Consider the following 13,358-nt stretch of genomic DNA (forward strand, 5'->3'; position numbering starts at 1 on the left):
AAACCAGTCCAACTTTCGGGGGCTAGTTCACTTACGGCGCGGGGACTTATATGTGGTCTAAGCGGTGCTTAGCTCAACATGCAAAGACGTGGACGTTGAAGGACTTACTTGTCTTCCTTGGCCTCAGACTCTTGTGCCTCTTCAGCCGGAGCCTCGGTGGCTTCAGCCTCGGTGGCCTCAGCCGGGGTTGCGGCTTCGTCCATCTCAGCAACATTGGCTGGAGCATCTTCCTGGGTCTCCACCTCAGGTGCTGCCTGCTCGGTAGTCTTCTGGGCTTCCTTCACAACAGCCTGCTTAGGGGAAACCGGCTCCATGACGAGCTCGATAACAGCCATCGGTGCGTTGTCACCGGAGCGGTTACCGATCTTGGTGATGCGGGTGTAACCACCGTTGCGCTCTGCCATAGCTGGAGCGATGTTGGTCAGCAGTTCGTACACAGCGTTCTTGTTCGTTGCCGAACGAGGAGCAATCGCAGACTGTACGCGGCGGCGAGCGTTGAGGTCGCCAGCCTTAGCAGTCGTGATCAGCTTCTCCGCGAACGGGCGCAGACGCTTTGCACGGGTCAGCGTGGTCTTCAAACGGCCGTGGGTGAAAAGCTCACCTGCCATGTTGGACAAAATGAGGCGCTGATGCGCCGGGCTACCGCCGAGGCGTGGGCCCTTAGTTGGGGTTGGCATAGTCGTAAATCTCCTTGAGTGAGGCCTGACCCGTTACCGCGGGTGAGACCATGCGAGACGCTTCAGAGAGCGAACTCAGAACTCTTCAGTTTCGTAGTCGTCATCCGCCAGAGGAGCTTCGTATCCTGCTGGTGAATCCTTGAGTGCAAGGCCCAGCTCGTCGAGCTTGGACTTGACCTCGTCAATCGACTTTGCGCCGAAGTTACGGATGTCCATGAGATCCGCCTCAGAGCGGGCTACCAACTCACCAACGGTGTGGATACCCTCGCGCTTCAGGCAGTTGTAGGAACGCACCGTAAGCTCAAGATCTTCGATCGGCAGTGCCATGTCAGCGGCTGCCTGCTCATCCGTTGGGGATGGGCCGATCTCGACGCCTTCGGATTCCTTGTTGAGCTCGTGCGCCAAGCCGAACAGACCAACGAGGGTCACGCCGGCGGAGGCTACAGCGTCACGTGGAGACATCGACGGCTTGGTCTCGACATCGAGAATGAGCTTGTCAAAGTCAGTGCGCTGCTCAACACGGGTTGCGTCTACGCGGAACGTCACCTTGAGAACCGGCGAGTAGATCGAGTCAACCGGAATACGGCCGATTTCGGAATCTTCACGCTTGTTCTGAGCGGCGGACACGTAGCCGCGGCCGCGCTCAATGGTGAGCTCCATATCGAAGTTTCCGTTTTCGTTGAGCGTTGCGATCTCAAGCTCTGGGTTGTGGATCTCAACACCTGCAGGTGCAGAGATGTCACCAGCGGTGACAACGCCAGGGCCCTGCTTGCGCAGGTACGCAACAACTGGTTCGTCGTGCTCAGAGGAAACGGAGAGTTGCTTCACGTTGAGAACGATCTCGGTGACGTCCTCCTTGACACCCTCAACGGTCGTGAACTCGTGCAGAACACCCTCGATGCGCACGCTGGTTACAGCGGCACCTGGGATGGAGGAAAGCAGAGTACGGCGCAGAGAGTTACCGATCGTGTAGCCAAAACCTGGCTCAAGCGGCTCAAGGGTGAAGCGTGAACGGGTCTCAGACAGCTGATCTTCGGTCAGGGTCGGGCGCTGTGCAATTAGCACGGATGTTGTCCTTTCAGCGAGCGTCCGCTATATGACGCTGCAGATGGCGACTGGGTGAATGAGGAACTGTTGCTCCCCACTCCGGGGGAAGAACATCGGATCTTCCGGGACAGGACACCACAACACATTTTGTACTGCATTGCGTTGTCCAGCGCGCAACCCGCGTACTAGACGCGACGACGCTTCGGCGGGCGGCAGCCGTTGTGTGCAACCGGGGTGACATCCTGAATGGAGCCAACCTCGAGGCCTGCTGCCTGAAGCGAACGGATTGCGGTTTCGCGACCCGAACCCGGGCCCTTCACAAAAACATCGACCTTGCGCATGCCGTGGTTCTGCGCTTCCTTAGCGGCCTTCTCGGCAGCCATCTGCGCAGCGTACGGGGTCGACTTGCGCGAGCCCTTGAAACCCATCTGGCCCGAAGAGGCCCAGGAGATCACAGCACCGGTCTGGTCGGTGATCGAAACGATGGTGTTGTTAAACGTGGACTTGATGTGCGCATGACCCTGCGCAACATTCTTCTTGACTACGCGACGCGGCTTACGTGCCGCGCTCGTGGCCTGACCCTTTGGGGGCATTTTTACTCCTACCTGAAAGTCTTCTCTAAATTGGGCGAGCTAACCGCGTGGATTAGCGGGCCTTCTTCTTACCGGCAACGGTCTGCTTAGGACCCTTGCGCGAGCGAGCGTTGGTCTTGGTGCGCTGACCGTGGACCGGCAGGCCCTGACGGTGACGCACACCCTGGTAGGAGCCGATTTCAACCTTGCGGCGAATATCGGCTGCAACCTCACGGCGAAGGTCACCTTCAACCGTGTAGGAGCCCTCGATGTGGTCGCGCAGCTTCACGAGCTGATCGTCGCTGAGATCCTTGATGCGCGTGTTCGGGTCGATGCCCGTTGCTTCGAGGGTCTCGGCGGCACGGGTCTTGCCCACGCCATAGATGTAGGTGAGTGCGATGATTGCGCGCTTATCGCGCGGAATATCAACACCGGCGAGACGAGCCATAGTGGTCTCTTCCTTACTGTGTTCAGGAGGTGTTCGGCAATACCCTCCGCACCTTCAGGTGCGGCCCCGGCCTCCTGGTAGCCCGAGGGTAGACGGTAGCGGTACTACCCGGTACTGCTTATTTTCAATGTGTGGCGTGGTGCCGTGCGTCGACTGTTTCGCTTAGCCCTGGCGCTGCTTGTGGCGAGGGTTGGAGCAAATAACCATAACGACGCCGTGACGACGAATAACGCGGCAGTCGTCGCAAATCGGCTTCACGCTCGGATGGACCTTCACGTCGGTTGTGTCCTTACGTTTCTGATTGATCAGTTTTTAGTTGTTCAAACATCACGTCAGACTGCAAATTCCTCTTCAGACACAGACCAACGGCGGACCCTTCCGCAGGGTTCGCCGTGACTGGATCTTCGGAGATCACTTGTAGCGGTAGACAATCCGTCCACGGTTGAGGTCATACGGGGTCAGTTCAACGACCACGCGGTCCTCGGGAAGAATTCGGATGTAGTGCTGGCGCATCTTTCCAGAGATGGTCGCCAAAACTACGTGATCATTTTGCAAACGAACACGGAACATCGCGTTTGGCAGGGCCTCCGTAACGGTGCCCTCCAGCTCGATGACTCCTTCTTTCTTACCCATATCCTCCGCTAACGTCCGAACCCGCCAACACCACGAGCGTGATGCCAACGGATAGCGATGATTGACCAGCTACTTTGCACGTTAAATGCGTGGCAAAGCAACCAGCTATCCATCCTAGCTCACTAGCACATATTCAAGCAACCGCGTGTGAGGCGGATCGCCCTCGCGTGCCGGCCACTACTGGCGCGTGTGCTAGGCCTGAACCGGCGCCGGGGTGACGCCGTAGCGAGCTAGGTCAGCGGCGCCGCCGTCTTCTGCGGTCGATACCCAGATTCCGCCACGGTGGATCAGTACCGTGTGTTCCCACTGCGAGGCCCGGCCACCATCGGTAGTGACCACGGTCCAGTCATCAGCCAACGTCTTGGTATCCAAGCTTCCAGTGACCAGCATCGGCTCGATTGCTAGCGCCATGCCCGGCTTGATGCGCGGGCCGCGGTAGTCCGCGGCGTAGTTGAGAACATCCGGGGCCATATGCATCTCGGAGCCGATCCCGTGGCCGCAGTAGTCCTCGAGGATCCCTAGATCATGCCCGCCCTGTTGGTGCACCGACGCCTCGATCGCCTGCCCGATCTGCCCCACGAAACGGGCCGATGCGGCCGCAGCGATGCCAGCCCACATCGCCTCATGCGTGATGTCAGACAAGCGTCGGTCCGCCTCCGATGGCTTACCGATCAGAACCGTGCGTGCAGAATCGGCATGCCAACCATCGACGATCGCGCCACCGTCGATCTTCAGAACATCGCCGTCCTCAAGGACCTTCTCCCCCGGGATCCCGTGAACAACCTCTTCATTGACGGAAGCGCAGATCGTGGCCGGAAAACCGTAATACCCCAAGAAGTTACTTTTCGCCCCGTGGCGGTCAAGCACTCCGCGGAACACCTGATCCAGCTCCAGCGTGGTCACTCCAGGCTTAGCTGCGGCGACCGTCTCATCGAGTGCCTCACGTAAAACCACACCCGCATCAGCCATCCGCTTCAGCTCCGCCGGCTTCTTGTATTCAATCGAGCGCACCCTAGCGCCCCTCCTCCATACTCCAGAAACGAAACAAACAAGCGGCGCCCGACCCCGCAAACGAGGACCGGGCGCCGCCCAAACAATCTCTAAACCTTCAACGCTTCAGGCCTTCTGAAAATTAGGCCTTCAACGCGTTCATGATGCGTCCGGTGACCTCATCGAGCTCACCGAGGCCATCGACCTCACGGACCAGGCCGCGTTCACGGTAGGCCGCAACCACATCGGCGGTCTGCTCCTTGTAGACCGTCAAACGGTGGCGAATGACCTCTTCGGTGTCATCCTCACGGCCCTCGATCTCTGCACGCTTCAGAAGACGCTTAACCAGTTCGTCCTCATCTGCTGCCAGCAAGATGACTGCATCAAGCTCCTGGCCTTTGGGCTTCAAAACCTCATCGAGGAACTCAACCTGAGCAACCGTACGTGGGTAGCCATCCAGCAAGAAGCCATCCTTGACGTCATCCTGGGCCAGACGGTCTTCAACCATCGAGTTCGTGACCGAGTCCGGAACGTAGTCCCCGCGATCCATGTACTTCTTCGCCTCAACACCCAGCGGGGTCATTTTTTTCACGTTGGCCCGGAAAATGTCGCCGGTCGAGATCGCTACAACACCCAAACCCTCGGTGATACGTGCAGCCTGAGTACCCTTACCTGAGCCCGGAGGGCCAACAATCAACAAACGCTTTGTCATCGCAGAAGTCCTTCGTAGTGTCGTTGCTGCATCTGAGCGTTGATCTGCTTGACCGTCTCAAGACCAACACCAACCATAATCAGCAGCGAGGTACCACCGAATGGGAAGTTTTGGTTTGCCCCGACCGAAACCAACGCAACCACTGGGATGATCGCGATCAACGCCAAGTAGACGGCGCCAGCAAACGTGATACGGGACGAGACGTAGCTCAGATACTTAGCGGTCGGCTCGCCCGCGCGGATGCCCGGAATAAAGCCGCCGTACTTCTTCATGTCGTCTGCAACATCAACCGGGTTGAACGTGATGGAGACGTAGAAATAAGTGAAACCGAACACCAGCAGCAGGTACAGAACCATGTGCAGTGGCGCCGAGGTGGTAGCGAGGTTAGCGTTGATCCACTCAACCCAGCCAGGCATATTGCCCTGCGGGTCCTGGTTGAACTGGACCATCATCATCGGCAGCGTCAGCAGCGAGGACGCGAAGATCACCGGGATCACGCCAGCCATGTTGACCTTGATCGGGATGTACGTGGAGGTACCGCCCACCGTGCGGCGACCAATCATTCGCTTGGCGTACTGAACAGGTACGCGACGCTGCGACTGCTCAACGAAGACCACACAACCCAGAACCACGAGGCCAAGGATGATCACGACGATGAAGATGAACCAGCCCTTCTGCTGAAGGATGTTCATCATCGAACCTGGGAAGCCAGCGACGATCGAAACGAAGATCAGCAAAGACATACCGTTACCGACACCGCGTTCGGTTGCCAGCTCACCGAGCCACATGATGAAGACCGTACCGGCGGTGAGCGCGACGATCGCAAGCGAAATAGTCCACAGAGTGCTCTCCGGGAAGATCTCTACTGGGCAACCCGGGAACAGGTTGCCGGTGTTAGCGAGCGTGACCAACGTGGTGGCCTGCAAAAGGCCCAAACCGACCGTGAGGTAACGCGTGTACTGAGTCAGCTTCGCCTGGCCAGCTTGGCCCTCCTTATGGAGGGCTTCAAAGTGCGGGACAACCACGCGCAACAACTGCACAATAATGGAGGCAGTAATGTAGGGCATAATGCCCATCGCAAGGATCGAAACCTGCAGCAGTGCGCCACCGGAGAACAAGTTAACGAACTCGTAGAGACCACCCGTGGTCTCTGAGATCGCTAGACACTGGTTGACCGCGGAATAGTCCACACCTGGGGACGGAATGAAAACGCCGATGCGGTAAACGATGATAATGCCGATCGTAAACAGCAGTTTGCGCCGCAGATCTGGGGTTTTGAAAACCCTTGATATTGCGCTCAGCACGCGTGGACTCCTTGCATGTGGACTATCTAGCTGCGTTCTTAGGACACAACTGTCCAGAACACAGTAAAGCTCTTGGGATTCTACCGCTAAGTGTAAGCCGGGGCTAATTTATCACCTGATAATTTCCAGGGAAACTCTTTGCGCAAGCGCGAAACGCGGTCCCTCGGCACACGGGGCAGAAAACATAGGTGAGAAAGGGGGCCTCTCCCGACTTCTACGGAAGAGGCCCCCTTGACAAAGAGCGCTATGTGAGAGTCATCCGCTCACACAACACCCAACGAATCATTAGACGGTGGTAGCGGAACCGCCAGCTGCCTGAATCTTCTCAGAAGCCGATGCGGAGAAGGCATTGACCTTCACATCGAGCTTCACGTTCAGTTCGCCGGTGCCAAGCACCTTGACTGGCTGGTTCTTGCGTACCGCGCCCTTAGCAACGAGTGCCTCAACGGTGACCTCGCCGCCCTCTGGGAACAGTTCCTCAAGGCGGGTCAGGTTGACAACCTGGTACTCGGTGCGGAATGGGTTCTTGAAGCCGCGGAGCTTCGGCAGGCGCATGTGCAGCGGAAGCTGACCGCCCTGGAAGCCTGCAGGTACCTGGCGACGAGCCTTGGTGCCCTTGGTACCGCGACCTGCGGTCTTACCCTTGGATGCTTCACCACGGCCAACGCGAGTCTTGGACTTGCGGGAACCTGGTGCCGGGGCAAGATCGTGGATCTTGATCGGGTTCTCAGTGTTCTCAGACATGGTTACTTGGCCTCCTCGACCTCAACCAGGTGCTTCACCTTGTTCACCATGCCAACGGTTACTGCGTCTGCGGTGCGCTCAACCGTGTGGCCGATGCGCTTGAGACCCAGCGAACGGACCGTCTCACGCTGTGCCGGGGTGCGGCCAGCGACGGAACGAACAAGGGTGATGTTCAGCTTTGCATCAGACGGAGTCAGGTTCTTCATAATTAGGCACCTGCCTTCGCGTTCTGCATCTTGCGGATCATCGCGCTTGGAGCGACCTCATCGAGGGCCAAGCCGCGGCGAGCAGCAACAGCTGCTGGCTCTTCAAGCGACTTCAGCGCAGCGATGGTGCCGTGCACGATGTTGATCTGGTTCGTGGAGCCCATCGACTTGGACAGCACATCGTGAATGCCAGCGCATTCGAGTACTGCACGTACCGGACCGCCAGCGATAACACCAGTACCCTCAGCGGCCGGGACAAGGAGAACGACGCCTGCAGCGGCTTCGCCCTTGACGCGGTGCGGGATGGTGGTGCCAACGCGTGGAACGCGGAAGAAGTTCTTCTTAGCTTCTTCCACACCCTTCTGGATGGCTGCTGGAACTTCCTTGGCCTTACCGTAGCCGACGCCAACCATGCCGTTGCCGTCACCTACTACGACAAGAGCGGTGAAGCTGAAGCGACGACCACCCTTGACAACCTTGGAAACACGGTTAATGGTTACGACGCGCTCGAGGAACTTGTCTTTGTCCTCGTCCTGGCCACGGCGGTTGTCACGGCCACGGCCGCGATCTTCGCCACGTCCACGGCCTTCACCGCGACCGCGGCCTTCGCCACGTCCGCGACGCTGACCGGCGTCTTTCTGCTCTTCGCCCTGGGTTTTGTTCTGCTCTTCCACAGGGGCTTCGTTCTTCATTTCTTCACTCACAGTGCCAGCCCACCTTCACGCGCGCCTTCGGCGACCGCGGCCACGCGGCCGTGATACTTGTTACCGCCGCGGTCGAAAACCACGGCTTCGATACCGGCTGCCTTCGCGCGTTCGGCGATGAGTTCGCCAACACGCTTAGCCTTTGCGGTCTTGTCACCCTCGAAAGCACGAATATCGGCTTCCATGGTGCGGGCGGACGCGAGCGTCACGCCGCGGCCATCGTCCACGATCTGCGCGACAATGTGGCGCGCGGAGCGGGATACGACGAGGCGCGGACGGACAGCGGTGCCCACGATGTGCTTGCGCACACGAGCGTGACGACGGCTGCGGGAGGCAGCCCGGGAGCTCTTCTTTGTAGCCAGAGCCATAGTCACTTACCTGCCTTTCCGACCTTGCGGCGGATGACTTCGCCCTCGTACTTGATGCCCTTACCCTTGTAAGGATCTTGCTTACGGAGCTTGTGGATTTTCGCGGCGGCTTCGCCGACGCGCTGCTTGTCGATACCCGAAACGGTCACCTTGTTGGTGCCTTCCACGGTGTAGGTCACGCCTTCGGCGGCCTTCACCATGATGGGGTGCGAGAAGCCGAGCTGGAACTCGAGATCCTGGCCCTTGGCCATAACGCGGTAACCGGTACCGGTGATTTCGAGTTTCTTGGAGTAGCCCTCGGTGACACCTACGATCATGTTGTTGATCAAGGTGCGGGTCAGGCCGTGCTGGCCGCGGGTTTCACGCTCGTCATCCGGACGTTCGACCTTGACGGTGTTCTCTTCCTGAGAAACAGTCAGCATCGATGGAACGGTGTGGGAGAGTTCGCCCTTTGGGCCCTTCACGGAAACCTCTTGGCCGTCGATCTTGACCTCGACGCCCGAGGGAATGGTGATCGGAAGACGTCCGATACGTGACATAGTGTCTTCCCCTTCCCTTACCAGACGTAAGCGACGACTTCGCCGCCAACGCCCTTGGACTCTGCCTGCCGGTCGGTGAGAAGACCGGAAGACGTGGACAGGATCGCGATGCCAAGACCACCCAATACCTTAGGCAGCTCAGTGGACTTCGCGTAGACGCGCAAGCCCGGCTTGGACACGCGGCGTACGCCTGCGATGGCGCGCTCACGGTTTGGGCCGAACTTCAGGTCAATCTTGAGGTTCTTACCAACGCGGGCTTCCTCTTCGGCGTAGTCGGCGATGTAGCCTTCAGCCTTGAGGATTTCCGCGATGCGGACCTTCAGCTTGGAGGACGGCATGGTGACGTCCTCATGGTGTGCAGAGTTCGCGTTGCGCAGACGCGTCAGCATGTCTGCGACCGGATCTGTCATGGTCATGTGGGCTTGTGCCCTTCCTCGTCGGGGTTTCCTCGCTGCCTGTTAGGGCTTGTTGCTAAGGACCTTCGACGTAGTTGGTTTAGTTTTCGTTCTTGAACGGGAAGCCCAGCGCCTTGAGCAGTGCGCGGCCTTCTTCGTCGGTCTTAGCGGTGGTCACGAGGGTGATGTCCATACCGCGGGTGCGGTCGATCTTGTCTGGATCGATTTCATGGAACATAACCTGCTCGGTCAGACCGAAGGTGTAGTTCCCGTTGCCGTCGAACTGTTTAGGGTTCAGACCACGGAAGTCACGGATACGTGGCAGTGCCAGCGTGACGAGGCGGTCAACGAACTCCCACATGCGGTCGTTGCGCAGGGTCGCGTAGGCGCCGATTGGCATGCCTTCGCGCAGCTTGAACTGTGCAATCGACTTGCGAGCCTTGGATACAAGTGGCTTCTGGCCGGTGATCGCGGTCAGGTCGCGTACTGCGCCTTCGATGACCTTCGAGTCACGTGCGGCTTCGCCAACGCCCATGTTCACAACGACCTTCACAAGGCCTGGAACTTCCATGACGTTCTTGTAGTCGAACTGCTTCTGCAGTTCGTCGCGGATCTCGTCGCGGTACTTCGTCTTCAGACGCGGCTGGATCTTGGTAGTGGTCTCAGTCATCACAGATCCTTCCCGGAAGCCTTGGCGTAACGAACGCGGACGGTCTTTTCGCGGCCGTCCTTGGTTACGGTTTCGAGGCGGAAACCAACACGGGTTGGCTTCTTGGTTTCTGGGTCAACGATCGCGACGTTGGATACGTGGATCGGTGCCTCTACCTTCTCGATGCCGCCGGTCTTGGAACCGCGGTCAGTCTGGCCTACTCGGTTGTGCTTGGTGACGACGTTGACGCCTTCAACAATCACGCGCTGCTCAGACGGGATAACCTTCAGAACCTTGCCCTGCAGCCCCTTGTCCTTGCCGGACAGGACCTGTACCAGGTCGTCTTTCTTGATCTTTGCACCCATGAGTCAGAGCACCTCCGGCGCCAGCGAAACGATCTTCATGAAACGCTTATCGCGCAGCTCGCGGGCGACTGGCCCGAAGATACGCGTACCGCGTGGCTCGTTGTCGTTCTTGAGGATTACGGCTGCGTTTTCGTCGAACTTGATGTACGAACCGTCAACGCGGCGACGTTCCTTCTTGGTACGGACGACGACGGCTTTGACGACGTCGCCCTTCTTCACGTTTCCGCCAGGGATCGCGTCCTTGACGGTGGCGACGATGACGTCACCAATTCCTGCATAGCGACGGTTGGTTCCGCCGAGAACGCGGATGGCCAGGATTTCCTTGGCGCCCGTGTTGTCGGCGACCTTCAGTCGCGATTCCTGCTGAATCACTAGTCTCTCCTGTGTCTCGCTGGTTCTTCGTACTCGAAGCCTTGCGGAACGGAATGAATGGACTTCTCAGACCATCGCTTACCCCTGAAACCATGCGTCGGGCAGGTGTACTGCTCCAGTGGAGGGATTCAAGGCCGAGGCTTTCGGTCTGAGCCCGTGCTTGAATTACCTAAGCCGCCGATGGTGTGGCTGGCTGATCTTCAGTGTCAGCTGGTCGGAGGTGGATAGTCTCCGTTCACGTGCCTTTCACAGATGTTTCAGACCATGGGTCTTGCTTCACCTGTTTTAGGGCGCGCGTAGCCGGCTAACGCACGGACGTCCCAGTCTAACAAAAAGAAGGCCGGAACCGTAATCGCGTTATCGCGCTCACAGTTCCGGCCTGTCCGGGTCAGCGTGCTACTGCCCCGTTAGCTATATAAGCTGCAGACGAGCCTGGCTTACTTCGCCTTTTCGACGATCTCAACCAGACGCCAGCACTTGTCCTTGGACAGTGGGCGGGTCTCAGCCACGATGACCAAGTCGCCAACACCAGCGGTGTTGTTCTCGTCGTGGGCCTTCACGCGCTTGGAACGGCGCATGACCTTGCCGTAGAGGGCGTGCTTGACACGGTCCTCAACGTTGACCACAACGGTCTTGTCCATCTTGTCGGACACCACGTAACCGCGCAGGGTTTTGCGGTAACCGCGGGCTTGTGCCTCTTCGGCCACAGCGTTCTCCTTTTCGCTCATCACTTAGCGTCCTCCGCCTTCTTGGATTTCTTCTTGGTCTTCTTCTTCTCGTCAGCCTGGGTTGCGACGACATCCTCGCGGATGCCGAGCTCGCGCTCACGAAGAATCGTGTAGATACGAGCGATGTCGCGCTTGACAGCCTTGAGGCGACCATGCTGCTCGAGCTGACCGGTTGCAGCCTGGAAACGCAAGTTGAACAGTTCCTTCTTTGCGTTTGCAAGCTCCTCGTTCAGACGAGCGTTGTCCATGCCGTCGAGCTTATCGACTGCGAGATCCTTAGAACCGATAGCCATTGGGATCATTCACCACCCTCGCGGCGCACAATACGCGCCTTCAGCGGAAGCTTGTGGATTGCCAGGCGAAGAGCTTCGCGTGCGACCTCTTCGGAAACGCCAGCCAGTTCGAACATAACGCGGCCTGGCTTGACGTTTGCAACCCACCACTCCGGGGAACCCTTACCGGAACCCATGCGGGTTTCGGCAGGCTTCTTGGTCAATGGACGGTCTGGGAAGATGTTGATCCAGACCTTACCGCCACGCTTGATGTGGCGGGTCATCGCAATACGTGCAGCTTCGATCTGGCGGTTGGTGACGTATGCGGGAGTCAGGGCCTGGATGCCCCACTCACCGAAAGTCACCTCGGTGCCACCAGAGGCCATGCCTTTACGGCCTGGGTGGTGCTGCTTGCGGTACTTGACGCGACGTGGAATCAGCATCAGGCGTTGCCTCCTTCAGCTGCTGCTGGAGCTGCTGCACCACGATCGTGACGACGGCGGCGCTCGCCACCGCGGCCACCACGGCGGTCGCCGCGACGGCCACCACGGCCTGGTGCTGCTGCCTGCTGTGCAGCCAGTTCCTTATCAGTGACGTCTCCCTTGTAGACCCAGACCTTCACGCCGATGCGGCCGAAGGTGGTCTTTGCTTCGAAGAAGCCGTAGTCGATGTTCGCGCGGAGGGTGTGCAGTGGCACGCGACCTTCGCGGTAGAACTCGCGGCGGCTCATTTCTGCGCCACCGAGGCGACCGGAGCACTGGACACGGATGCCCTTGGCGCCGGCGCGCATCGCGGACTGGATGGCTTTCTTCATTGCACGGCGGAACGCCACGCGGGAGGCAAGCTGCTCAGCGATTCCCTGAGCTACCAGCTGTGCATCGGTCTCTGGGTTCTTGACCTCGAGGATGTTCAGCTGAACCTGCTTGTTGGTGAGCTTCTCGAGCTCGCCGCGAAGACGGTCGGCTTCCGCGCCGCGGCGGCCGATCACGATACCCGGGCGTGCAGTGTGGATGTCCACGCGTACACGGTCACGGGTACGTTCGATCTCGACCTTGGAGATGCCGGCACGATCCATGCCGTCAGTCACCAGCGAACGGATTTTGACGTCTTCCTTGACGAAGTCAGCGTAGGACTGACCCGGCAGCTTCGAATCGGCGAACCAGCGCGACACGTGGTCGGTGGTGATGCCGAGTCGGAAGCCGTTTGGATTAATCTTCTGACCCATTTACTTCTCCCCACCCTTCTCAGGCGTGGCAACGACCACGGTGACGTGGCTGGTGCGCTTGTTGATGCGGAATGCACGGCCTTGGGCGCGTGGCTGGAACCGCTTCATGGTTGGGCCTTCGTCTACATAGGCTTCGCTGATGTAGAGCTCGTCCTCATTGAACGGCAGACCCTGCTGATCGGCCTTCTGGCGCGCGTTCGCGACAGCGGAGGCGACAACCTTGTACACAGGCTCCGAAGCGCCCTGCTGGGCGAACTTCAGGATGGCCAGTGCCTCGGTCGTCTGCTTGCCGCGGACAAGATTGACGACGCGCCGGGCCTTCATCGGCGTAACGCGCAGGTGGCGCGCAATTGCCTTGGCTTCCATTGCTTTCCTTTCCTAAGGAAGGAGCTGCAACCTCTGACCTAT

The 13,358-nt window shown here is 58.9% G+C and carries 23 protein-coding genes; all 23 read right to left on the reverse strand.

Annotated features, from left to right (window positions below):
- Positions 1–104: 104 nt before the first annotated feature.
- The 23 genes from rplQ to rplV all read right to left on the reverse strand — a co-directional run bounded on the left by rplQ (position 105) and on the right by rplV (position 13,316).
- The gene (rplQ, locus tag HMPREF3160_RS00005; protein ID WP_070506331.1) at positions 105–677 is read right to left on the reverse strand and encodes a 50S ribosomal protein L17; all 573 of its coding nucleotides are present in this window, start codon (positions 675–677) and stop codon (positions 105–107) included.
- A 75-nt stretch (positions 678–752) separates the two neighbouring features.
- Positions 753–1,742, reverse strand: a complete 990-nt coding sequence (locus HMPREF3160_RS00010) for a DNA-directed RNA polymerase subunit alpha (RefSeq protein ID WP_035758089.1) — start codon at positions 1,740–1,742, stop codon at positions 753–755.
- Positions 1,743–1,909: 167 nt separating this feature from the next.
- Entirely contained in the window at positions 1,910–2,317 is a 408-nt protein-coding gene (rpsK, locus tag HMPREF3160_RS00015) for a 30S ribosomal protein S11 (RefSeq protein ID WP_035758087.1), read from the reverse strand.
- Between the two features lie 52 nt (positions 2,318–2,369).
- A complete protein-coding gene (rpsM, locus tag HMPREF3160_RS00020; RefSeq protein WP_035758086.1) occupies positions 2,370–2,744 on the reverse strand; it encodes a 30S ribosomal protein S13 in 375 nt (124 codons plus the stop codon).
- 162 nt (positions 2,745–2,906) lie between these two features.
- On the reverse strand, positions 2,907–3,020 hold the full coding sequence (gene rpmJ, locus HMPREF3160_RS09505; protein WP_083285170.1) for a 50S ribosomal protein L36: 114 nt from the start codon (positions 3,018–3,020) through the stop codon (positions 2,907–2,909).
- 135 nt (positions 3,021–3,155) lie between these two features.
- A complete protein-coding gene (gene infA, locus HMPREF3160_RS00025; protein WP_035758084.1) occupies positions 3,156–3,377 on the reverse strand; it encodes a translation initiation factor IF-1 in 222 nt (73 codons plus the stop codon).
- 192 nt (positions 3,378–3,569) lie between these two features.
- Positions 3,570–4,388 carry a type I methionyl aminopeptidase gene (gene map, locus HMPREF3160_RS00030; RefSeq protein ID WP_256173680.1) on the reverse strand — a complete coding sequence of 273 codons (819 nt, stop codon included), beginning with the start codon at positions 4,386–4,388 and terminating at the stop codon, positions 3,570–3,572.
- Positions 4,389–4,509: 121 nt separating this feature from the next.
- On the reverse strand, positions 4,510–5,079 hold the full coding sequence (locus tag HMPREF3160_RS00035) for an adenylate kinase (RefSeq protein ID WP_035758080.1): 570 nt from the start codon (positions 5,077–5,079) through the stop codon (positions 4,510–4,512).
- Complete coding sequence (gene secY / locus HMPREF3160_RS00040; RefSeq protein WP_035758078.1) at positions 5,076–6,383, reverse strand: preprotein translocase subunit SecY; 1,308 nt, start codon at positions 6,381–6,383, stop codon at positions 5,076–5,078. Before secY ends, HMPREF3160_RS00035 begins: the two co-directional genes overlap by 4 nt.
- A gap of 285 nt (positions 6,384–6,668) precedes the next feature.
- Positions 6,669–7,127, reverse strand: coding sequence for a 50S ribosomal protein L15 (gene rplO / locus HMPREF3160_RS00045; protein WP_035758076.1), 459 nt, complete (start codon positions 7,125–7,127; stop codon positions 6,669–6,671).
- 2 nt (positions 7,128–7,129) lie between these two features.
- A complete protein-coding gene (rpmD, locus tag HMPREF3160_RS00050) occupies positions 7,130–7,336 on the reverse strand; it encodes a 50S ribosomal protein L30 (protein WP_035758073.1) in 207 nt (68 codons plus the stop codon).
- Positions 7,336–8,025 (reverse strand): 30S ribosomal protein S5, encoded by a 690-nt coding sequence (gene rpsE, locus HMPREF3160_RS00055; RefSeq protein WP_070506364.1) that lies wholly within the window; start codon positions 8,023–8,025, stop codon positions 7,336–7,338. The genes rpmD and rpsE overlap by 1 nt, the downstream gene beginning before the upstream one ends.
- An 8-nt stretch (positions 8,026–8,033) precedes the next feature.
- The gene (gene rplR, locus HMPREF3160_RS00060; RefSeq protein ID WP_035758070.1) at positions 8,034–8,405 is read right to left on the reverse strand and encodes a 50S ribosomal protein L18; all 372 of its coding nucleotides are present in this window, start codon (positions 8,403–8,405) and stop codon (positions 8,034–8,036) included.
- Positions 8,406–8,407: 2 nt separating this feature from the next.
- Complete coding sequence (rplF, locus tag HMPREF3160_RS00065; RefSeq protein ID WP_035758067.1) at positions 8,408–8,944, reverse strand: 50S ribosomal protein L6; 537 nt, start codon at positions 8,942–8,944, stop codon at positions 8,408–8,410.
- A 17-nt stretch (positions 8,945–8,961) separates the two neighbouring features.
- A complete protein-coding gene (rpsH, locus tag HMPREF3160_RS00070) occupies positions 8,962–9,360 on the reverse strand; it encodes a 30S ribosomal protein S8 (protein ID WP_035758064.1) in 399 nt (132 codons plus the stop codon).
- 79 nt (positions 9,361–9,439) lie between these two features.
- Positions 9,440–10,009: a 50S ribosomal protein L5 gene (rplE, locus tag HMPREF3160_RS00075; protein ID WP_035758061.1), complete on the reverse strand. Its 570-nt coding sequence runs from the start codon at positions 10,007–10,009 to the stop codon at positions 9,440–9,442.
- On the reverse strand, positions 10,009–10,353 hold the full coding sequence (gene rplX, locus HMPREF3160_RS00080) for a 50S ribosomal protein L24 (RefSeq protein ID WP_035758058.1): 345 nt from the start codon (positions 10,351–10,353) through the stop codon (positions 10,009–10,011). The genes rplE and rplX overlap by 1 nt, the downstream gene beginning before the upstream one ends.
- Positions 10,354–10,356: 3 nt before the next feature.
- Positions 10,357–10,725 carry a 50S ribosomal protein L14 gene (rplN, locus tag HMPREF3160_RS00085; RefSeq protein ID WP_035758055.1) on the reverse strand — a complete coding sequence of 123 codons (369 nt, stop codon included), beginning with the start codon at positions 10,723–10,725 and terminating at the stop codon, positions 10,357–10,359.
- Between the two features lie 437 nt (positions 10,726–11,162).
- Complete coding sequence (gene rpsQ / locus HMPREF3160_RS00090) at positions 11,163–11,453, reverse strand: 30S ribosomal protein S17 (RefSeq protein ID WP_035758053.1); 291 nt, start codon at positions 11,451–11,453, stop codon at positions 11,163–11,165.
- A complete protein-coding gene (gene rpmC / locus HMPREF3160_RS00095) occupies positions 11,453–11,746 on the reverse strand; it encodes a 50S ribosomal protein L29 (RefSeq protein ID WP_035758050.1) in 294 nt (97 codons plus the stop codon). Before rpmC ends, rpsQ begins: the two co-directional genes overlap by 1 nt.
- A gap of 5 nt (positions 11,747–11,751) precedes the next feature.
- The gene (gene rplP, locus HMPREF3160_RS00100; protein ID WP_035758047.1) at positions 11,752–12,168 is read right to left on the reverse strand and encodes a 50S ribosomal protein L16; all 417 of its coding nucleotides are present in this window, start codon (positions 12,166–12,168) and stop codon (positions 11,752–11,754) included.
- A complete protein-coding gene (rpsC, locus tag HMPREF3160_RS00105; protein ID WP_035758044.1) occupies positions 12,168–12,950 on the reverse strand; it encodes a 30S ribosomal protein S3 in 783 nt (260 codons plus the stop codon). Before rpsC ends, rplP begins: the two co-directional genes overlap by 1 nt.
- On the reverse strand, positions 12,951–13,316 hold the full coding sequence (gene rplV / locus HMPREF3160_RS00110; protein ID WP_035758042.1) for a 50S ribosomal protein L22: 366 nt from the start codon (positions 13,314–13,316) through the stop codon (positions 12,951–12,953). It lies immediately after the preceding gene.
- Positions 13,317–13,358 lie beyond the last annotated feature (42 nt).

The organism is Arthrobacter sp. HMSC06H05 (assembly GCF_001807395.1).
Taxonomy (GTDB): Bacteria; Actinomycetota; Actinomycetes; order Actinomycetales; family Micrococcaceae; genus Pseudoglutamicibacter; species Pseudoglutamicibacter albus.